Consider the following 20,475-nt stretch of genomic DNA (forward strand, 5'->3'; position numbering starts at 1 on the left):
TGAATTCAGGAAAAGACATATCATTATCCAATGGTGTCCTAAATATTCTTCATTCGTTTATCCAAAGCTTAGCTTTCGCGTTCCAAAAGGTAAGCTTTTGCAATGCAAAAGGTCATGAATTGAAGTGCAACTAATCAGCGAAAATGAAGAAATATCGAAGTTGGTGTAAACAGACTGATAATGAGCAGGAAACGGAATAATTTGCATAGAAGTGCTCTTTTCAAAAAGGGTCATAATGTGCAGATTTAGGCAGAAGTTCAGTTACCAAACCGTTACCCGATTTAGTCATAGGTAACGATGGAGCAATGTTCGGTAACTGAATTATTTTCGCTCGTGTGGCTGTTGCTGCGGTCGGCAGTTTTCTGCATAAGTGAGGAACGCTTTGAATTTGCTGATTTTGCCACAAAACATCAAAGCGTATGAAAACAAAAAAATGAAGGTGTTGCTCTACCTTAAAAAGAGCGGTCTGGACAAGTCGGGTAAGGCACCGATTATGGGACGGATAACCATCGGACGTTCTATCGCACAGTTCAGTTGCAAACTCTCCTGCAATCCCGATTTGTGGAATCCCCGTGAGAGCAGAATGGGCGGAAAAAGTCGTGAGGCGGTGGAAGTGAATGGCAGGTTGGAGAACTTGCTGCTGTCCATCCAGTCAGCCTATCAGTCTACATCGATTCTTTATTCGCAACGTATTTCAGAAACTGTACTTCATCTTTACCCATGCTTCGGAGTTCTTACTGTACATTTGAAACTTGCCTTTGTCGGCATGGAAATAGTCGTAGCCAGCGGTGAGTTCGATTTGGTCGTTAAGAGAATAGGAAGCCGAGAAACGATTGAAGATGCCGCCGTTTGTTACATCAATGTAGGCAAAGGTGGAGAGTTTCAGCGTGTTGCGCAGCAGTTCTTTGGCGAGCCGTGCGGTGGCAAGTCCAGCATTGCGGTAGGCAGAAAGTCCGTCAAGATTGCCCGAAGTGTATTTGTGGCAGTATTGAAGACTTACATTCCAATCGTTGCCCGGATACCAATCAAGTCCTGCAAGGGCGTTGAGGGAGTTGCGCTGCACGGCATTCTGTCCCAAGCCTACACTCTGCGCCTCGCCTATATAGTCGGCTATTTCGGCACGGACAACGAACTTACCTATGGGTAGTGAGCAATCGGCACCGAGCATAGTCATGCGATGGTACTTCCCGACTATGCGAAGCGATTTCCCATTAGCCGACAGTTCAGGACAAAAGGCAGGCTGTTTGTTCCACGTCCGCAAGGCACTCACAGAGAAATCCACTCCGCTTTGGTTTACGGTTATGCGTCCACCAAACTCCATATTCTTCAGTCGTTTCTCTGGCTTTCCACTTTCCAAGTCTATCGTATAGGGCAATGGTGAGGACGAAAGGCGTATTGCCCATGGATTGCGCTCATCTGTGGGCAGTATGAAGAAATCGGCTACAGGATTACACACCGCCTCGAGCGTAACCGCTCCCATTGTGTACTTAGCACGCAGGGCATTGACAGGCATACGAATATCGTCATAGTCTTGTGCAAGAAATTCTGTGTAGTCGAACGGCGACACGCAGTCGGTAAGTCGCAGCGCATCTGCCACCCCCCATACCACAATCTGTCGTCCCACACGCAGGTCAAGATTACCCTTTGCATAGGCGAGATAAGCCTCGCGCAGCTCCAGTCCCGTGCGCTCTTTGAGTATTCCGTTGTAGATAGCGTTCAGCGACACAAAGAGCGAAGCCGCCCCTTTTTCAAGTTTCAGTTCTCCTCGTGCCCGAGTCCTCGATGCCATCCAGTCGGCTTTTTCCTCTGTCCTTACAGCGTGATAGGTATCGAGGAAACCTTTCACCTGCACCTGCAAAGCGTTGTCGTCGGTAGTTTCGAATGTTTCTTCCAAAACTTCTTCCGAACCAGCAACAGTGTTTTCCAAACTGATAATGGTATCTTCACAAACAATGGTGTCGCTCTCTGTTTGCAGCGTGTCGATTTGGGCTGATGCTTGTGCCGAGAACATCAGCACAAGCAAGAGAGTGGATAGTTGTATCAGGTTCATGTCAGAGTCCTTTCTCCAATTTGGAAACGGTGAAGAGGTTGGGCGCCACCTTGATGTTGAATCTCTGGTTGTTCATGCGAATGATGGTTTTGTGTCCCGTTTGCACATTTTCCATTTGCATGAGGTGCATCGTCCAGAAGCCCTGTACTTTATCGATGTTGGAAATAGAGAGTCGGCGGTGTAGCTTGTTCAGTTTATCGTAGTATTCAGCCTTGACAGCCATCAAACAGTCTTGTCTTATCCACGTTACTCGACGTGTATAGATTTCGTCCTTGTCATTGGGAATCGACTGTACCACCCAGCATCTATGTCCGCCTAAGTTTTCTTCTCGCAGGAGCTGGTGTTTTTCCTCGTCCACATTGCGCATACTCATGTCGTTGTAGGTAAAGTCGCTACCCATGAAGTAGTCGGTCTTCGACGACTTACCACTAATGCGTCTTGTCTTTTTCATGGCAGGCAGATAGAGCCACTTGTCGTCCACCTTGCGTGGATTGTCGTAGTCCCATGTGAGGAATCCTGTTCCCTTCACATCTCCGGGATAAGTGAAGAACATAATTTTCTTTGTGTCCTTGCCTACGTCCATAGCCCATGACTTGAGTTTTCTGATGCGTTTGTGTCCACTTCGCTGAATGAGCGTCATCTCTACGGTAGCGTAGCGTGTGTCGCCATCAGGTCGGTTCTTTACTTTTTGCATAATATCCCTACCAGACAGTCCTGCTGCCTGTGCGCTGCCAATTGCCAACAGGGCGATGAGCAGCAATGTAAAATTTCTTGTTTTCATATTTTTTTTGATTTAATTGTTATTTTGAGTGTTGTTGATGTTTACTTTTTCTTGCTTGAAGATGTGGAGATAGTCTATGAGGATAGGGGTGAGGAAGAGGTCAGCCAACAAAGCCGATACCATGCCAGCTACAGCCAGTATGCCCCAGTTGCTCATCTGTGTGGCATCGGAAAAGACGAAACCCATGAATGTAGCCGAGATGACAACCGTGGACATCACAATGGCAAGTCCTTCGGTGCGGAAGGTGCGGTTGATGGCTATTTTGTAGTTGCCATATTTGTCGTATGCCACATGACTGTGGTTGATGAAATGAATGGTGTCATCAACTGCGATACCCAAGACCATCGGGATGAGCGAAGCGGTCATCATGTCGAGTGGGTAGCCCAGCCAGCCCATCATTCCACCTACGATAATGGCAGGGGCAATGTTGGGTATCATCCCTACGAGTCCCACTTTCCAATTTCCAAAAATCAGAACGAGGATGATGCCGATCACCAATACCGACAGCATCATCGACCACATTTGTCCTCGCTCCACATACTGCTGCATGACGGTGAATTGCGGAACATTTCCCACCACCGAAACGTGTGCATCGGGAAAGAGACGGTGTGCCTCCGCCTGAAGGTTGTTCATTTCCTTTTCTGCTTCGTTGGAGTTGTAGTCTTTCAGTTCTATTTGTAGCCTTAGCCGTTTATAGTTGTAGTCCATCCAGTATTCCGACTCCGTTCCTCCTGCGTTTTCGTACAGCAACAGCAACTGTGCCACCATATCGGCATTGTCGGGAATGGTGTAAAATTGCTGCTTGTTTCCGTTGAGCGTGCAATTCATGTCTTTCACGATGTCGGTAATGGAGTTGTGGCGTTTGGTCAGTTTGTAACCGTCAGCAATTTTTGACAATTGGTCGAGCTTTTGTAGATTTTTTGGTTTCTTGGCATCGTTGTCGTGTGGCAGCGTAATCATCAAATCGTAGGCATACATGGAGCCGAGTTCCGTTTCACAAAGGTTGAGGAATTTGTTGACGTAAGGCACTTTTCTCCCCATTGTCTTCTCAACGTCGAACGCTGGCTCGATGAAGAAGAGTCCGATGCCACAGAAAATCGTCAGCACCACCGACAAAGCAACAATGCCCCGATGATGGCGTATCACAAAGCTTCCGAATTGCTCAAACCGATTGCCAATATAGCCTTCAAAGCTCTTCGACATGTTGACAGCTGGTTTTTTATCCTTGCCAAACGACAACAGAAGGGGAGTCATGAAAAGGCAGGTAATCAGTATGGCGAGCAGACAGATTGATGTGTTGATACCAATTGCCTGCATGGGTACGATGTTCATGGAAAGGAAAGTCATCATGGCAGCCACGGTGGTGAGTGCCGAGAGCGATACGCCCCAACCGGTCTCGCCCATCGCGTCGATGATGGATTGCCTGCGCCTACCTGTCTCTACGAAGCGCGTCTTGAAGAAGTTGTACAGGTGGATGTTGTAGGCAATGGAGCAAGCAAAGGTGAGAATGACGGCTATCATCATGGTAGTCATGTCGATATAGATGCCTGTCCAGCCGATGATGCCAAAGCTGATGAGCAGTCCTAAGACAGAGGTGAGCAATGGCGCTATTACTCCACGTAGCGAACGAGTTACGATGAGCATTACCACAATAGAGATGATAAATGCGAAGAGGAACAATCGTCCCATTTCGCCCTTGAGATAGACCACCTTCTCATAGCTCAGATAAGGCATTCCCGCAGCAGCGGGCGAAAGTTCTGCATATTTCTCCTTGCCTATGATATGTCCTGCTTCCCTCCCGGTAATCATGTCGGGAGCCATGTCGCTTGTCTTCTTCCACACACTGTCGGCAGGGAAGGGGCGCAGCTTTACCATGATCCATGTCATTGTTCCATCGGTCGATACCATTTTCTTCGCCAGATAGGGTTTGCTGTAAGCCTTGCGCTTGATTTCTTTCAGTCCAGCGGCATCCGATGGAATTTGCTCGGGTACAATCTGCTCTATGGTCATACCTTCTTCCGTACCAGAGGCAAACTCAAGGTCGGTGAGCGATGTTACCTTGTCGGCATACGACAAACTATCTTTCAGTTCGTTGCTCAGCTCACGAATGAGCGTGAGACTGCGTTTGGAGAAGATGTCCTTGTTCTTTACCAGCACTGCCACATAGTAGTCGTTTCCAAAGATAGACTTGAACTCGTTGGTCTTGAGCAGTATAGGGTCGTCGCTTAGGAAATAGTCATCGAATGAAGTTCTTACCACGATGCGCTTGGCTCCAACGAGCGAAAAGGCGATGACCACCGCAAACAGCACACCCACAATAAGCCGATGGCGCAAAATCCAGTTCGCCAGCTGCCTGAAAAGGTTGTTGATTTTTTCGATTTTCATGATTGCTTCCTTTTATTTTGTTTCTATTTTTATTTTTTTTTCTGTTTCTGATGAGATGTTTGCCGAAGGAGTATCTTGTTGCAGTCTTACCATTTGTGCAAAAGTTCCATTGTGCGCCATTAGTTCGTTGGGTGTACCCTGCTCCACGACTGTTCCGCCCGAGAGTACTATGATGTGGTCGGCACCCAATACGGTGCGCATGCGGTGCGCAATGATGATGACGGTCTTGTTGCGCACCAGTTCAGAGATACCAGCCTGAATCTTTGTCTCGTTCTCGGCATCAAGGCTGGCGGTTGCTTCGTCTAAGAGTATCACAGGAGCATCTTTTAAGAGCGCACGGGCTATGGAGATACGTTGCCGCTCCCCACCCGAAAGGGTTTCCCCATTTTCGCCTATCACCGTGTCGTAACCTTGTGGCATACGATTGATAAAGTCATCGCACTGTGCCAATCGTGCCACATGCCTTACCTCCTCATCGGTGGCGTCTCGCTTTCCTATGCGTATGTTGTCGGCAACAGAGGCATTGAAGAGCATCACGTCTTGAAATACTACGGCGTAATTTTTGAGCAACGTCTCTGGTTCTATGTCAGAGATGTCGTGTCCGCCCAGTGTTATCTTCCCACGATTGATGTCCCAAAAACGTGCAGCGAGCTTGGCAGTGGTGCTCTTGCCACCACCTGAGGGACCAACGAGTGCGGTTATCTCGCCTTGTCGGGCAGTGAATGAAACATTGTGAAGCACCTGCTTGTCTGTTTCGTAGGAAAAGCTGACGTTGTGGAACTCAATGTCATAGTTTGAAACTTCCACCTCGGTGTCGCCCGTCTGTATGGGCATTGCCTCCATCTCTTTCATTCGCTTGATACGCACATCGAGAAAAGTAAGAATGGCAAGGTGATTGCATACTTCAAGAATAGGATTATAAACCATTGCCGAAACAAGGAGGAACGCCAAATAGACGAACACCGACACGTCGCCACGCTGAAGCATCCATGCGCCTACAACGATGACGGTAGGCATGCCCAGTTTAAGCAATACAGCGGAGATGTTGACAAACACACTTGTCAAGAGTTCACCGGCAACAAGTCCTTTTTCCAATGTTTTTAATCGCTGGTCGAACCGCTGGTTATATTCGTCCTCGCCATTGTACGATTTGATTTCCTGCACACACTCCAGTCCTTCCTGTATCTGTTCGCTCACTCCTCGTTTGATGTGGTAGATACGTGTAAAAGCCTTGTCCATTCGATTTCGTGAAACCAACAGCACCACCAAGGCAAATGGTACTACCCAAAACACAGCGATGGCTAATCGCCAGTCGTAACAGAACATTCCCGCTGCGATAATGACAATGCTTACCACAGAAGCAAACAGTTGGGGAATGGCGTGCGAGAACGTTGTTTCCAATTGTGTGCAGTCTTCCATAATAGTGGCAGTGAGGTCGGAGAGATTGCGCTCACCAAAGAAGGCGAGAGGCAAACGGCGCAGTTTCTCGGCTAAGGAGATACGGCGTTGCGCACTCTCATTATATACGGTGGTATAGGTGCTGTCGTATTGCCGACGAATCACGACGAGCATCACGACCATTAACCCTGCTGCCACGAGGAGATAAAACCACAACGTATGAGGGGCATTCATTGGCATATTATCGAGATACTCCATCAGGAAGAAAAACAAATAAGTGGGTGGCAGCATCAGCACAAGGTTGAGCAGTGTCGAAAAGATGATGCCTTGCCGCAAGTCTTTTGCCCCTTTTTCCGTAAGAGCGAAACGGTTTTGAAAATATTTAATCATGACTTTATGACTTTATGACTTTTAATAGATGATAGTTTCCACGAAACGGATTGTTGATATTCATTCCACATACGGTGGTATTGCTTTTCCCTGCTCAATAGTTCCTCGTGCGTACCCTGTTCGACAATCTCGCCATTGTCCACAACTACGATGCTGTCGGCATCCTGCACAGTGGTAAGTCTATGAGCTATCATTAGCACGGTCTTTCCTTGTGTGAGATGTGCCAGCGCCTTACGGATAAGCTGTTCGTTTTCGGGGTCGGCAAAGGCAGTCGCCTCATCGAGCACGACGATAGGGGCATCTTTCAGAATGGCACGGGCAAGAACAATACGCTGCTGCTCACCTCCCGAAAGATAAGTACCTTCAGCACCGATAACGGTATCCAATCCCTGTGGTAGCCGGTCGATAATCTCACGACTTTGTGAGAGGTCGATGGCACGGTTGATCTGTTCAGTCGTTGCATCAGGATTGCCGTAACGTAGGTTTTCGATGAGCGAAGTTTTGAACAGACGGGTGTTTTGGAAGACGAACGACACGTTGCGCATCAGCTCGTCCTTGCGCATGTCCCTCACGTCTACACCTCCAATGGTAACGCTGCCATGACGCACGTCCCAAAAACGGGGTATCAATCTTGCTATGGTGGTCTTTCCGCTGCCTGACGCTCCTACGAATGCAACCGTCTTTCCTTCGGGAATGGTAAGGTTGATATGACTCACTGCATCTTTCTCCGCTCCCTCATATCGAAACGAAACGTTGTTGAAACGAATGTCATACGCTTCTGCACGTTTTGGCTCGTCGTGCTGCGAGAGCGGTGCAATATCAGTGAGCTGCTCTAATCGTTCCACAGCCTCGTTTGCCATGAATAGATCCTGACTGAGATACATGGCTTTCATCACGTTGGAAGCGATGAGCGGTGCAATCACCACATAAAGTATCACGTTGGCGATAATTGTGCTTGTATCTCCACCGAGTCCTATCAGGATAATAGCAGTAGGAACGAGGATGAAGGCAAAGGCATTGATAGCAAGTATATAAAATGACATTGGCGTGCGCCACACAAGCGTACACTTGATGACAAGGTCGCGGTAGCTGATAATGCTATCGTAGAAACGTTTGAATGAGAAGACTGTCTGCTGGAATACCTTGACCACGGGAATACCTCTGACATATTCCACTGCCTCTGCCCCCATCTTCTCCTGCGCATCAAGGTAGAGCCTTTGAAATTGGTTGTTCTTCGGGTTCATCATATATCCCATAATGCCTATCGCACCAATGAGAGGTATCATTGCAGCCGTACCCAACTGCCAATCCACAGCGAATAACAGTACGATAACACCTATCGGAGCAACGATGCAGCTCGCCACATCGGGTAGCAGGTGTGCCACGAAAGTATGTGTCTGTCCCGAATCCTCATCAATGATTTTGCGCATACGTCCCGTGTTTTGTTCATCGAGATAACCCAATGGTGCACGCATCAGTCGTTGCATCGCTTTGCGCCTCATGTTGGTTTCGATACGGAATGCTGCAAGATGAGAGAGCATCAGTGCCAAAAAGTAGAGCAACACGTTTGCCACCGATATGACAAAAGCCCATAGGGCATAGTCTATAAGGGGTGTGTTTGAGAGGTTGCCCTTGGCGATTAGTAGTGTGCGCACCACGAGCCACAAAAGTATGAACGGGACAAGCGACAGCAGTCCGTTGACTGCCGACAGTGCTACGGAGCATGGCAGCAAGTATTTGCGCCCTCCCATGTAAGCTCCTAAACGTTTGAGAGTCTTCATCATATATTATTGTCTTTTAAAATTTAGTCCTTATGGTTTCAGTAATGCTTTCCAACCTGCCATGCTAAAGTCCATGTACTGTTCCAAGGCAACTTTGATATCCTCGTCGCTGTAATCTTCGTGTTCTACAATCTCGCAGAAAACGGTTATCCATGTAGAGCAATTGATGTGAACCAAGAATGGCGAAATGTTGGCGTTGAGATGTGGATAGCGTTCTTTCATCAGTCGCAGGTATTCCATACCCACTTTCATCTGTCTGTCCACCATCTTGTCTTTATATCCTTGTAGCGACGTACCCTCCGAGTTGAATAGGAGTAGTCGAAGCTCTGGACGAAAGTCTTTGATGATGGCAAGCATGGCAAAGATGTAATCTATTTGGTGTTGCCGCATGTTGAACACGTCTATCGACAGGAACTTTTCGTCATTGTGCGACAGGATGTGTTTGTTCAATGCCTTGGTGAGAGGCCGCAGCACCTCGCAAAACAGTTCGTCCTTGCTCTTAAAGTAATTGTATAGGTTTCCTACAGCGACACCTGACTTGCGAGCCACTGTGCGGATGGAGGTGCAGCGTACACCATGTGCGATAAATTCTGCACGGGCGGTAGCGATGATGCGCTGCCGAATATCATCTTTCAGAGTTTGCATAATTAGGGTAAAGGGTTAATAGTGAACGTTGTTCAATTTTGTTCATAAAAAAAACGCACTGTTCTTTTCTTGAACAGTGCGCTTCGATAGTGGAGGGGTGTATATCCATATATATAATATGGTACTTTCGTTTGATCATACTCTTGTATTTTCTTTGCTGCAAAGGTACGAGGTGTGAACAAGTTTCGCAATACTTAAAAGTGGGTATTTTATAATGGGCATAAATTATAATAGTACCCTCTCACAGAAAGTAATCTCTAATTAGACAGTCGTGTCGTAGTGTGCAACTCTGAAAGCGGATACAATATTATCCGAGGCCTCTGCAAAACTCCATTTTGCCAGAAACACAATATCTGCCTACCAATAAGTTATATCCCCCCAGTCAGGGGACTTATGCAGAGATCTCATCTAAATAGCTTTTGGCAGTGGTCGCTAACGTGAAGGGCGGAGTATATGGCACAGGGCTGCTCGGTGAGACTCGGCGGCATAGGCTCATTCTACTTCACGGCTGCGACGAACAATAACGGCGTGGCAACAGAAAAGGAAGTAACCGCCGCACTCATCAACAGCGTGCGTGTGCGCTTCATTCCCGAAACCCGCTTCCGTGGAGGCGGCACGAGGGGGGGGCACAGGTGGCGGCTGCCGTGCCGTGCGTAGACTGGCGGTTGTGGACATCGAGTGAGAGGAAAGGAAAGGCGAAGTCGCCTCGGATGATTCTTCTTCGGGCGGTGGAGCAATCATCAACCCGTAACCGAAAGTTTTTTATAACTCTCTAATTTGTATGGTGCAAGGTCTGTTTCGAAATAGAGCTTGCGCCTGTTTTGTTTTCAAACAGAAAATGTCAAATCTTATACAGGAAGGTGTTTGATATGTCCTTACGGTAGTTATGACACTGCAAAAAATGGCAGATTCGATAATAAAGATATTGTTGGTACGCACTTTGCATTGATTTCAAACAACGACAATCAATATCTATATGGCAGGAAATTCAAAATGGATAGAAGGGGAAGCTGTAGATTTCATAAAAACAGAAATTCGCAAGTCGAAACGGATGTTTCCATATATTGATGATAATGATAGGACACCATCATGGGATGGTAATATTTTCTTATATTCCAATTCAAGTGGAGAAAAGAACAATTTACTGGGGAAAATCCCTGTACAAGTAAAAGGACATAATATAAAGTCTTTCCCTAAAGGGAATATGAAATACCGTGCGGAAATGGCAGATTTGCGAAATTTCTATAACGACAAGGGTGTCCTATTTTTTGTTGTGTGTCTTCGGGAACATGAAGCAGGGGGATTTGAAAAGAAAGGGTATTATACTTGTTTGCCTATTGTTAAATTGAAAGAATTGCTTGAGAAAGGAAAGGGGCAGACAAAAACAACCATAGAATTATCCCCAATGCCTAACAAGATAAAAGAGTTAGAGAAGTCTCTTTTTACTTTTTATGACGATTTAGGTAAACAAGTTAGTGTCAGATATGCCAAAGAACTTCCATCCATACAGGACTTAACCGATGAACAATTAGGACGGCAATTTGAATTTACCGTTATTGTAGAGAACAACAAAAATCCATGGAATCAAATTACTTCATCTTATAGGTATCTTTATGCCAAAACAGCAAACGGAATATTGCCATTCAAGGAAGGACCATGCAAACTGTCTTTTATGACAGAGCGTGAAGCTACCATAAGAATTGGAGAGCGAATTTATTATAAGATGGTAAAAGCAAAATACCAGTCAGGCAAAACTTCTATTATTGTTGGAGATAGTATAGAAATCTTTCTTGATGAAGAGGGATGTATCGGAAAAATACAAATCAACCTGACACAGAGTTTTATACATCGCCTTGTTGATTTAGATTTTCTCTTAGAAGCATATCGTGCCAAACATTTTTTATTTAATAACATCAAGATAGATTTTGTACTAAGTAATGATATAATAAAAGAAAGAGAAAAGGAAGAACACTTAGAGGTGTTGAAAAAACTAAAGAATCTCTTTGACACTCTTCATATAACAAAGGATTTGCAGCTCAATAAACTGAAAGCAAGAGACTGGAATTTATTAGAATTGTTACACAGCTGCCTTCTGTATCATAAGCCATACATAACCAAAAAGAAAATGGAAGTTCTGTGTCAAATAAAGATTCAAGATATTTGTATTTTATTGCTTACAACAGAAATACGGGCAGAAAAAGGAAGATACCATTATAGATTGAAGGATTTTTTTGAAGAAACAGTGGTCTTTGCTTGTAAAACGGATAGTGGAGAAACTTATCCAGCATCAGTATTTGTTGCAATGACATTGGAACGTTATTGTACTTGTTCCAATATAAATTGGGGACAACAGATACCATCATTTAAGGAAATAATTAAAGAAAATCCCGAAACTTTCAATTTGGCTAATATGAGTGTACTCCAGATGTTAGCAGCCTACGATAGAACAAAGAATAAAGAATAAAGAATTGATAAGTCAAGCAGAAAAATTGCAAGATTGGCTCATGAAAGAAACGCATAGTGATCTCCCATGTGATTTAATGACGATAAATAAGTGTCAAATTATTAAGCGAAATAGAGAATTTACGGAAAAAGAACAACTTGAAATTAGAAATGTAATAAATCAAACAAAAGATGAATCTTTTAAATTTGCTTGTTATTTGCTATTAGGAGAAAAAACTGCTGCAAAATACCATTATGCAAAGGTTGATGAGCAGACAAAAGTAGATATGAAAAATTGGCCGATAATGAAGTTTGCTAAAGATTTGAATTTGGAAATATAATTATTACAGATGATGGCATAGCACTTGTGCAGGATGATATAATAATCTCTTATACAGGTGTCTTTTTTATATTACTAATTTGCTGTTTTTATAGTTTTTCTCCAAGATTCTTTCTAAGTCGGAAGCCTTGTAGAGTATCTTCCCTACGAATTGCGTGTAGGGGATAATCCTCCTGTCCCGATAGTCCTGCAGGGTACGGAGGCTGATATACAGCCGCTCGCACACCTCCTTACCTGTTAGGAAATGCTCACCACCAAACAGTGGTTTGTGTGTTTCTGCCACTTCCTTAATCCGTTTGCTCACTCCGCTGATAGCGGACAGCACCACCTGCATATCATCCGCCTCCATGTTCAAATCTCTTACCTGTTCCATAATCTTCGAATTTATTTGTTAATTTCAGGTCTTTCCATTTTTGTTTTCTCTGATTTGGTCTCCAATAATCGTTCCACGTCCTCACACTTGTAGTAGCACTTATGCCCGATTTGGGAGAAAGGCAACACACCTGTATCCCGATAGTGCTGCAATGTACGCTTGCTGATATTAAGCAACCTGCATACATCGCCGTTGTGCAGCCAATCGGTGTGCCTGCTCTGTTCTCCGAATGCCTTGTGGCAGGTCTCGGCAAGACTGAGTATCTCGTTCCTCAGTTTTGCCCAGTTTGAATCCGTAATGATAAAATATCCCATAATTCTATTGTTGTTTTGTTTGTACTTTTGTCTTATTGGTATTGACAACACCTTTGTCTGTTCTGCGTTTCATCGCACGTTTATGCCTGCAAAAGTATGATGAGTTTGTCATACTTCAAAGCAGTAGGGAACAGCAGGGAAATATCGGGAACTTCAAGGAAAAACTAATGCATTTTATCGGCAGCCGTTTGCGCATTCTTTCTCTGTTTTCTTCTTTCACCGTCTGTTTGGCGCAAAGATAGGGCGGTGCATGTCCTATTCTATCATACTTCTTTTAAGTGGCACCTTGTAGCACTCTTGGTGTGGACAAAAGCTACCCTATTCCTGTGCTGATTCTATTGTTTGCAATATCGGTGCAGAATACAGCAAACGTGTGCAAAGGGGTACACTTCGACCTCTATCTTTCCTTGCTATTTTATCCCCTGTTTTGATTTAATTCGGGCTTAAATCAGTTATTTCTTTTCCTGTCTCTTCAAAAATCCGTGCGAACTTTATTGCGAATGAACGCAACATTATGCAAGCACTCTCCGAATGCTTGGAACTTTCCAGTTCTCGTAATAACTTCACTCTCTGAAACCAAACCAAGCATATAATGAAGAAGAATGCAGATAAAAGTAAATCGAAGGGAGGAAACAATATGCCTAAGCAAAGGAAGACTTCCTCCAAAAATGGTGAGATAGAAACCTATCTCTCCTCTTATTATGAGTTTAGGTACAACACGGTGTTGGGAAGAACTGAATACAGGGGCAAGGACGATACTCACTTCTCAAAAGTGGGTCGCTATGAAATCAACACGCTCCGCAGGGAACTTGATAACTATGTGGGCATCGTTACTTCTTCCGACAATCTCTATTCCATCATAGAAAGCAGCTTCTCTCCACGTATCAACCCCATACAGGAGTATTTCAAGGGATTGCCCTCGGTGAATATTGGTAATAGCAGTGGCAACAGTAATGATTATGGCAGTAAAAGTAATGGAAAAAATGAAAACAATAGCTGTTGTGATATTTCTTCCCTTTCACTGAAAGCTATTCCAGACTTGGCAAGTTGCGTTGTGGTGCGCAACTCCGACAAATGGCTGCCATACCTTACCAAATGGCTCGTGGCAGTGGTCGCCAACGCCATGGACAACCGTGAATGCCGTAACCATACCTGTCTTGTACTGACAGGTGAGCAAGGCAAGTTCAAGACAACATACCTTGACTTGCTCTGTCCTCCTGCCTTGCATGGTTACAGCTACACGGGCAAGATATATCCGCAGGAGAAGGACACGCTTACCTATATAGGGCAAAATCTCATCGTAAACATTGACGACCAGCTCAAAGCCCTCAACAAGCGTGACGAAAACGAACTGAAGAACCTCATTACCTGTCCGATGGTCAAGTACCGCATGCCCTACGACAAGTACGTGGAAGAGCATCCCCACTTGGCAAGCTTTGTTGCATCGGTAAATGGTAACGATTTCCTTACCGACCCCACAGGCAGCAGACGGTTTCTGCCCTTTGAAGTGCTTTCCATAGATATTGAGCGAGCAAAGGCTGTTTCTATGGATAATGTCTATGCGGAAGCGAAAGCCTTGCTGAGCATAGGTTTCCGCTATTGGTTTGACGATGAAGAGATAACGGAACTATACAGGGAGAGTGAGGACTTTCAAGTGCAGACCGCAGAAATGGAACTACTGTTGCGCTGCTTCGAGAAGCCAACGGAGGATAATCCCCAATGCACCTATATGACCACCACTGAGGTAATCACCTACTTGGGACTTTACACGCATCATCCCTTGTCCTTAAAGCACATGGGCGAAGCCCTTAGGAGGGCAGGCTTTGAGAAAGGAAGCCGAAGGCGTGACGGTGGCAGTCCCATCTATGTATATAAGGTAAGGAAGATTCTCCCTTGTCCCTTGCCAAGTTATTGCAGCAACCAAATGTAGTAGCCGTATGTCGTAAGTTCGTAGTATGACTTGGTACTACAAAAAATACATTGAAAATCAATTACTTAACTTAAAATAGTATGTAGTAAGAAGAAAGATGAAAAAGTTTGGAGGGGAAAAACTTCTGAAAAGAGATTTTCTTTCAATAATCATTCACCTACCATTCAAATATCATTCAAATACACCATCGTCATTCAAACACAAATTATTCAATCAATTCAATTAAAACATATCACAATGAAAGAAGAAGATTTATCACGCATCAAGCAATACCCCATCGTGGAGTATCTTGAAAGGAAAGGCATCAAGCCTGTACGCAGAACACCAGTCTATGCGTTGTACCGCTCACCGCTGCGTGCAGAAACACATCCGAGTTTCAAGGTGGACACAGAGAAGAACCTTTGGATAGACTATGCCGAAGGCAGGGGCGGAAGCATTATCGACCTCTGTATGCGTTTGGAGGGCTGCACGCTATCGGAAGCCATTTGTCGTTTGGGACAGACCGCTTCCGATAATATACCATGTAGTTCTCGTAAAAACTTCGTGCCTAATAATTTACAACCTACAATGGCTGCAAACGAGGCAAGGAGACTGATAAGCATATCAGACACCCTGCCGCCATATTTGCAGGAGTATCTTACAAAGGTACGCTGCATTAATTTGGAGAAGGCAAAGGCTTTCCTTAAATGTATCAGCTATGAGGTAAGAGGCAGGCGCTATCAAGCCATCGGCTTTGCCAACCTGTCGGGAGGATATGAGCTTCGAGACAATCACTCGTTCAAGGGAACGATAGCCCCGAAGGACATTACTTCCATATTTACGGACAAGATAATAAACCCAATACAGCCAATTTGCGTGTTTGAGGGATTTATGGACTTCCTCTCCTTTCTTTCAATGAAAGAGGAGATAGCCAGCCACTGCCTTGTGATGAACTCCGTCAGCAATGTGGCAAGGACAGTTCGCTATCTGAACAACCACAACCTATCCCATATCCGTGCCTTCCTTGATAATGATGAAGCAGGGCGAAGGACTACCAATGATTTCGTCAAGGCAGGTTTCAAGGTGGAGGATATGTCCCGATATTACAAGGACTTCAAAGACCTCAACGAGTTTCATGTCAGCCGTATGCGTAAGCAGGAGCAGCAGAAAGCGCAGGAACGGACACGGATGTCGGTTACGGAGCAAAATCAAAACAAGTCAAACATAAAATGAGATAAAAACATGGAAAAGCAAAAAGTCAGTAACGAGGGAATGGATAATACCATCCATTCCACCAAGCAGTATTTTGGACTAAATCAGATAGAAAATTCGTCTGAACATATCATTGCCGAACTTCGGGCAAGGAAAGCAAGGCTTATTCAAGAGTCTAACGAACAGGACACAGAGAACACTACGCACTCTGAACCTGCGCAGCATACAGAGAATGCAACCGTTCAAAGGCGCGTCAGTGCCAAGATGAGACGGGAAACGCTCGAAGCTTACAAGCAAACCTACCTTGTCCCAACAAGACTGAGTAACCGGAAGGCGGTCTATCTGAGCCGAGAAACGCAGGAGCATGCCTACTTCATCGTGCGCAGGTTAGGCAACAGGGGCAGCAACCTTTCAAGTTTCGTGGAGAACATCGTGCGCATTCATTTGGAGGAGTATGGTGAGGACATAGAGAAGTGGAGAAAGCTGTGAGGCACAGGAAAAGGGGGCGAAGACTTTTGGGAAAAGGGGCTATTATTCCACTCAAAACCCTCAACCCTTTTTTAGAGAACATATCAACAGACATTTGTCAAACATACTGAATGATGAGAACACCACGAACACAGTTAAACATAGAATGCACAGCATTCACTTTCAAGCAGCAAAACGCCTTGTGCGTAAACGTTTCGTTAGCTGACATTGCAAGACGTCAGTTTGTACCCACAAACTGCTCTTGCTCCCCTCGTCAGACTATCGGGGAGATAAGACCGTAATCACTCCGTTCTCATCGGTCAGTGTTCGGGAATTAAGTAACAACGAATCATCTGCAATGATTAACTTTCAAAGAAACTTATATGAAAAGATACAAAGGAAAAGCTGCCCAATGGCAGCAACTGGATAAAGAAGAACAGCGGATGAACAAAACGGAGTTCATCAAGACAAGATGCACCTTAGAGGAGAAGCATCGTATCAAGTCAAAAGCGGAAAGTACAGGGCGGAAGTTCTCAGAGTACTGCCGTGAGATACTCCTTAACAGAGAAGTAACAGCCGTTCCCAAGATGACAGACAATGAGAGGGAAGCCATTGCCATTCTTCAGCATACAGGAAGGTTTTATGGGCAGATTTCCAATCTCATCAAGGTTAAGGACGAGGATTGGCTACATATCACCAAGAACCTTTCGCTATGTGCCAAAGAGGCATTTAAGCGGTTTTACGACCCGCATTTTCGTGTGGACGATGAAATATATAAGGTCTTAAATCTAACAAGAGATGATAGGTAAATGTAAGGCGATATCGCATGGCAGCACAGCTTTAGACTATATTTTCAGAGAGGGCAAACTCGGTAGTCGGCTTGCCTTCCATAATCTTTGCAGCAGGGAGCCAAAGACTATCTATGAGGAAATGAAAGTGGTCAGTGACTACAACAGCCGTTGCAGGAACAAGTTCCTGCGTATTGAAATCGGTATCGCACCACAAGACGAGAAAAGACTGCCTGTATCCGAGCTTATGGGAATAGCCCATCTGTTTGCCAAGCGAATGGGACTTGACAACCACCAATGGGTGGCAGTAACGCACAAGGACACCGACAACAGGCATATCCATATTATTGCCAATCGTATCAGCCTTTATGGAGAGGTCTATGATACCACCTTTGTAAGCAACAGGGCAGCAAAGGTAGCAGAGGAAATAAGCAGGGAGAGAGGCTTGACCATCGCAAAGGAGGTCAAGGCGGAAAGGAAACATCAAAAGGAAAAAGCCAGCCCTACAAGAGAGCAAACAAAGCAGCAGATGCAGAAGATTTGCTACACCTTGCTTGACAAGTACAAAGGTACAGGCATCACCGGGTATTCCATGTTCCTTTATGAATTGAACAAGAACGGCATTTCCATTGACCGCTTGAAGAACAAGCAGGGCAAGGTCTATGGCTTGAAGTTCTCATATGCAGAACAAACCTTCAAGGCTTCCGAAATCGGCAGGGAGTTCGGCTACCGTTCCTTGCAGAAGAACTTTGAAGCAACCAACAAGGAAGAACAGAAGAAACCACGCCGAACGATACAAGAGCCAATAGAAAAGGAAGAACAACCTGATAAAGGCTACCAACTTGTACCTAAAAGCCGTTCATACATACCACAAGCATCAAAAGAAACTCCGCAGATTGCACAGGCTATCGGTACAATGGCAGATGCAGCCATTAGCGCAGCCGATGAAGCAGTGGAAGGATTGGGCGATTTGATTACACCATCCGCACATGGTGATGACTATGCCGAAGCAGCATGGCAGCGTAAACTCAGATACCAAGCCAATAGAAAGAAAAGATGAGGAAGAGGAATATAACCCACAACCAGACAATCAATCAAAAATGCAGAAAGAAGAATATTTCATCAAAAACGCTTGTTATTCGGTAACAAAGTCTTATCTTTGCAAACAGAATAACAAGCGTTCTTTGTTAGGCAGAAAACAGCGAAGCCAAGTAGCTCGCTCGTTTCCAAATCGTTACCTGTTTAGTTGTGTCAATAAGGTAACTTCTTTATTTTCAGATAGATATATTTTTATAATTATCTTGCAGTGCAAAAGCCAAGCTTTTAAATCACAATTCATATTATTCTGATTATCAATGGATTATGAAACGCGTCCCGGATGCGGTTTTTGTAATGTAATTTCGCGGTGCCGGTCGGGTCGAATGTTCGCTGCCAAGAGCCTGTTTACCATTACCTGAATACGATTTTGAGTCATGAGGAGGTATGTGTTATTCAAAATTGGAACAAAAAACAGCAAGTCTCATGATTTGATGAAACCTTGTGTGGGGCACAAAATTATTTGGGACACTATTGAGTTTTATCCCGTTTGTCTTGGAATTTACACGAAAATTGCTTATTTTTGCAAACATGATAAGAATCGACCGTCATATAGAAGTGTTGCTCTTGGAAAATGACTGCGTCATCGTGCCCGGACTTGGAGGCTTTGTAGCCCATGAAGTAGAAGCTCGCTACGATGCCGATGATGCGCTTTTTCTCCCTCCCGGAAGAACCATCGGGTTCAATCCGGCATTGAAACTGAATGATTCTTTGCTGGCGCAATCAATTGCCGACACTTACGACATGGGTTATCCTGAAGCCGTAAGAGTGATGGACAAAGAAGTAGAGAACATTCTCACAACTATAGAAGAAAAAGGAACATACGAATTGTTCGATTTGGGAGAATTGAGCAAGAACGGTGATGGAAAACTTGTTTTTGAGCCTATCGATGGCGGAATACTTGCACCGGAATATTACGGCTTTGGAAGCTACGAGATGAACCGTAACTTGCGAGAGATGGGAAATCACAATCAAGCCCATCCCGAAGAGTGTGTGGCAAAGCCGAAATTCATTTATGTGGAAACAGTTGAGGGAACAAACGACAGGCGGCTGAGCATCAGCATGAAAGCGTTGAGAGATGCTTCTTTGGCTGTAGTCGTCCTGACTTTTGTATTCATAGCCGGTTTTACCAGTCAGCAAAAACGAGCGGGGAACGTTCAAGAGCCATTGAAAAGCGGGGTCTTATATAATGTCATTGATGAAAGCAAGCCCCAAATCTCCCCCACCCCAATGATCAAAGCGAAAACGAGGAAAACCGAACAGGCAAAAACCGATCAGGCAAAGCATCATTGGGCTATTGTTTTGGCAAGTCATGTAACAGAGAAAAATGCCTTGTCATTCGTTGAGAAACTCCATAAGGACGGTTACACCCATTCCTATGTTCATCATGGGAGACAAAGCATCAAAGTTTTATATGGGTCGTTCCATTCGGCTCAAGCAGCCAGAGAGGAGTTGAACTCATTGCGCTCGAAGGCAGCATTCAGCCAGTCGTGGATTCTCGAAGTGAAAGAATAGCCAGATATGAAACGTGTAAAATGTCCGAAATGTGATGATTTCATCATCTTTGACGAGACAAAATATAAATCCGGGCAACGTTTGGTCTTTGAGTGCCCTCAATGTCATAAACAATTCGGGATAAGAATAGGTGTTTCAAAATTGAGAAGAACACAGGCGGAAGAGAATATTGCAGCCAAGGACAATGTATCAGAAACTCAATATGGATGGTTGCAAGTCATAGAAAACGTGTTCCATTACAACCAAGCCATTCCTCTGCATCTCGGAGCGAATGTCATAGGGCGATACATGAAGGGCAATCCCATTAACTGTCCGATAGAAACGGTTGATCCGAGTGTGGATATGACGCATTGTGTCGTTTATGTCGAAAAAGACAAGAATGGAAAATTAAAATATTCGTTGCAAGACGGACCTTCCTATACCGGAACCTTTGTCGATAATGAATTATTGGCAAACAACGAACGTAGGATAATCTTCAACGGAACGTTGTTCACCATAGGGGCGACAAGCATTATTCTGCATACGCCGGAAACGACGGATTAGCTTGTGTGCGCGACGCCAACACCTACACTTAATTTGTCTGCTCTCA

At 44.8% G+C, this 20,475-nt stretch carries 19 protein-coding genes and 1 pseudogene; 11 read left to right on the top strand and 9 right to left on the bottom strand.

Going from position 1 to position 20,475, the window contains the following annotated elements; genetic code table 11:
- Positions 1-281 precede the first annotated feature (281 nt).
- A complete protein-coding gene (locus ETF27_RS11640) occupies positions 282-404 on the bottom strand; it encodes a hypothetical protein (protein ID WP_255418138.1) in 123 nt (40 codons plus the stop codon).
- Positions 405-433: 29 nt separating this feature from the next.
- Between ETF27_RS11640 and ETF27_RS04625 the strand changes: the two are divergent.
- Positions 434-667: pseudogene (locus ETF27_RS04625) on the top strand (Arm DNA-binding domain-containing protein); the annotation flags it as partial.
- A gap of 27 nt (positions 668-694) precedes the next feature.
- On the opposite strand, the gene ETF27_RS04630 reads toward ETF27_RS04625, so the two are convergent.
- Genes ETF27_RS04630 through ETF27_RS04655 form a run of 6 tightly spaced genes read right to left on the bottom strand, consistent with a single transcriptional unit; the run spans position 695 to position 9,430 of the window.
- Complete coding sequence (locus ETF27_RS04630; protein ID WP_376744091.1) at positions 695-2,041, bottom strand: DUF1302 family protein; 1,347 nt, start codon at positions 2,039-2,041, stop codon at positions 695-697.
- A 10-nt stretch (positions 2,042-2,051) separates the two neighbouring features.
- A complete protein-coding gene (locus tag ETF27_RS04635; RefSeq protein WP_147785549.1) occupies positions 2,052-2,831 on the bottom strand; it encodes an outer membrane lipoprotein-sorting protein in 780 nt (259 codons plus the stop codon).
- Between the two features lie 12 nt (positions 2,832-2,843).
- Positions 2,844-5,216: an efflux RND transporter permease subunit gene (locus ETF27_RS04640; RefSeq protein WP_147785550.1), complete on the bottom strand. Its 2,373-nt coding sequence runs from the start codon at positions 5,214-5,216 to the stop codon at positions 2,844-2,846.
- A 12-nt stretch (positions 5,217-5,228) separates the two neighbouring features.
- Positions 5,229-7,004 carry an ABC transporter ATP-binding protein gene (locus ETF27_RS04645; protein WP_147785551.1) on the bottom strand — a complete coding sequence of 592 codons (1,776 nt, stop codon included), beginning with the start codon at positions 7,002-7,004 and terminating at the stop codon, positions 5,229-5,231.
- The gene (locus tag ETF27_RS04650; protein WP_147785552.1) at positions 7,001-8,788 is read right to left on the bottom strand and encodes an ABC transporter ATP-binding protein; all 1,788 of its coding nucleotides are present in this window, start codon (positions 8,786-8,788) and stop codon (positions 7,001-7,003) included. The genes ETF27_RS04645 and ETF27_RS04650 overlap by 4 nt, the downstream gene beginning before the upstream one ends.
- Before the next feature lie 27 nt (positions 8,789-8,815).
- The gene (locus tag ETF27_RS04655) at positions 8,816-9,430 is read right to left on the bottom strand and encodes a TetR/AcrR family transcriptional regulator (protein ID WP_007175325.1); all 615 of its coding nucleotides are present in this window, start codon (positions 9,428-9,430) and stop codon (positions 8,816-8,818) included.
- A gap of 453 nt (positions 9,431-9,883) precedes the next feature.
- Between ETF27_RS04655 and ETF27_RS04660 the strand changes: the two genes are divergently transcribed.
- From ETF27_RS04660 to ETF27_RS04670, 3 genes are all read left to right on the top strand, one after another.
- Entirely contained in the window at positions 9,884-10,087 is a 204-nt protein-coding gene (locus tag ETF27_RS04660; RefSeq protein ID WP_158635977.1) for an HU family DNA-binding protein, read from the top strand.
- Between the two features lie 319 nt (positions 10,088-10,406).
- Entirely contained in the window at positions 10,407-11,894 is a 1,488-nt protein-coding gene (locus ETF27_RS04665) for a hypothetical protein (RefSeq protein WP_130829013.1), read from the top strand.
- A gap of 40 nt (positions 11,895-11,934) precedes the next feature.
- Positions 11,935-12,213: a hypothetical protein gene (locus ETF27_RS04670; RefSeq protein WP_130829015.1), complete on the top strand. Its 279-nt coding sequence runs from the start codon at positions 11,935-11,937 to the stop codon at positions 12,211-12,213.
- A 66-nt stretch (positions 12,214-12,279) separates the two neighbouring features.
- Here the strand turns inward: ETF27_RS04670 and ETF27_RS04675 are convergent, their stop codons facing one another.
- Positions 12,280-12,585: a helix-turn-helix domain-containing protein gene (locus ETF27_RS04675; protein WP_130829017.1), complete on the bottom strand. Its 306-nt coding sequence runs from the start codon at positions 12,583-12,585 to the stop codon at positions 12,280-12,282.
- Between the two features lie 11 nt (positions 12,586-12,596).
- A complete protein-coding gene (locus ETF27_RS04680; RefSeq protein WP_130829019.1) occupies positions 12,597-12,899 on the bottom strand; it encodes a helix-turn-helix domain-containing protein in 303 nt (100 codons plus the stop codon).
- Between the two features lie 592 nt (positions 12,900-13,491).
- Here ETF27_RS04680 and ETF27_RS04690 point away from each other — a divergent pair.
- The 7 genes from ETF27_RS04690 to ETF27_RS04725 all read left to right on the top strand — a co-directional run bounded on the left by ETF27_RS04690 (position 13,492) and on the right by ETF27_RS04725 (position 20,429).
- Positions 13,492-14,829, top strand: coding sequence for a VapE domain-containing protein (locus tag ETF27_RS04690; protein WP_130829021.1), 1,338 nt, complete (start codon positions 13,492-13,494; stop codon positions 14,827-14,829).
- A 237-nt stretch (positions 14,830-15,066) separates the two neighbouring features.
- Positions 15,067-16,041, top strand: coding sequence for a toprim domain-containing protein (locus ETF27_RS04695; protein ID WP_130829023.1), 975 nt, complete (start codon positions 15,067-15,069; stop codon positions 16,039-16,041).
- A gap of 9 nt (positions 16,042-16,050) precedes the next feature.
- The gene (locus ETF27_RS04700; RefSeq protein ID WP_130829025.1) at positions 16,051-16,509 is read left to right on the top strand and encodes a DUF3408 domain-containing protein; all 459 of its coding nucleotides are present in this window, start codon (positions 16,051-16,053) and stop codon (positions 16,507-16,509) included.
- Positions 16,510-16,871: 362 nt separating this feature from the next.
- A complete protein-coding gene (locus ETF27_RS04705; protein WP_130829028.1) occupies positions 16,872-17,297 on the top strand; it encodes a plasmid mobilization protein in 426 nt (141 codons plus the stop codon).
- Entirely contained in the window at positions 17,287-18,336 is a 1,050-nt protein-coding gene (locus ETF27_RS04710) for a relaxase/mobilization nuclease domain-containing protein (protein ID WP_130829030.1), read from the top strand. Before ETF27_RS04705 ends, ETF27_RS04710 begins: the two co-directional genes overlap by 11 nt.
- A 566-nt stretch (positions 18,337-18,902) precedes the next feature.
- Positions 18,903-19,886: an HU domain-containing protein gene (locus tag ETF27_RS04720; RefSeq protein WP_130829034.1), complete on the top strand. Its 984-nt coding sequence runs from the start codon at positions 18,903-18,905 to the stop codon at positions 19,884-19,886.
- Positions 19,887-19,892: 6 nt separating this feature from the next.
- Positions 19,893-20,429: an FHA domain-containing protein gene (locus tag ETF27_RS04725; RefSeq protein ID WP_130829036.1), complete on the top strand. Its 537-nt coding sequence runs from the start codon at positions 19,893-19,895 to the stop codon at positions 20,427-20,429.
- Positions 20,430-20,475: the final 46 nt, after the last annotated feature.

Origin of the sequence: Prevotella brunnea (genome assembly GCF_008016795.1) — a bacterium.
Classification (GTDB): Bacteria; Bacteroidota; Bacteroidia; order Bacteroidales; family Bacteroidaceae; genus Prevotella; species Prevotella brunnea.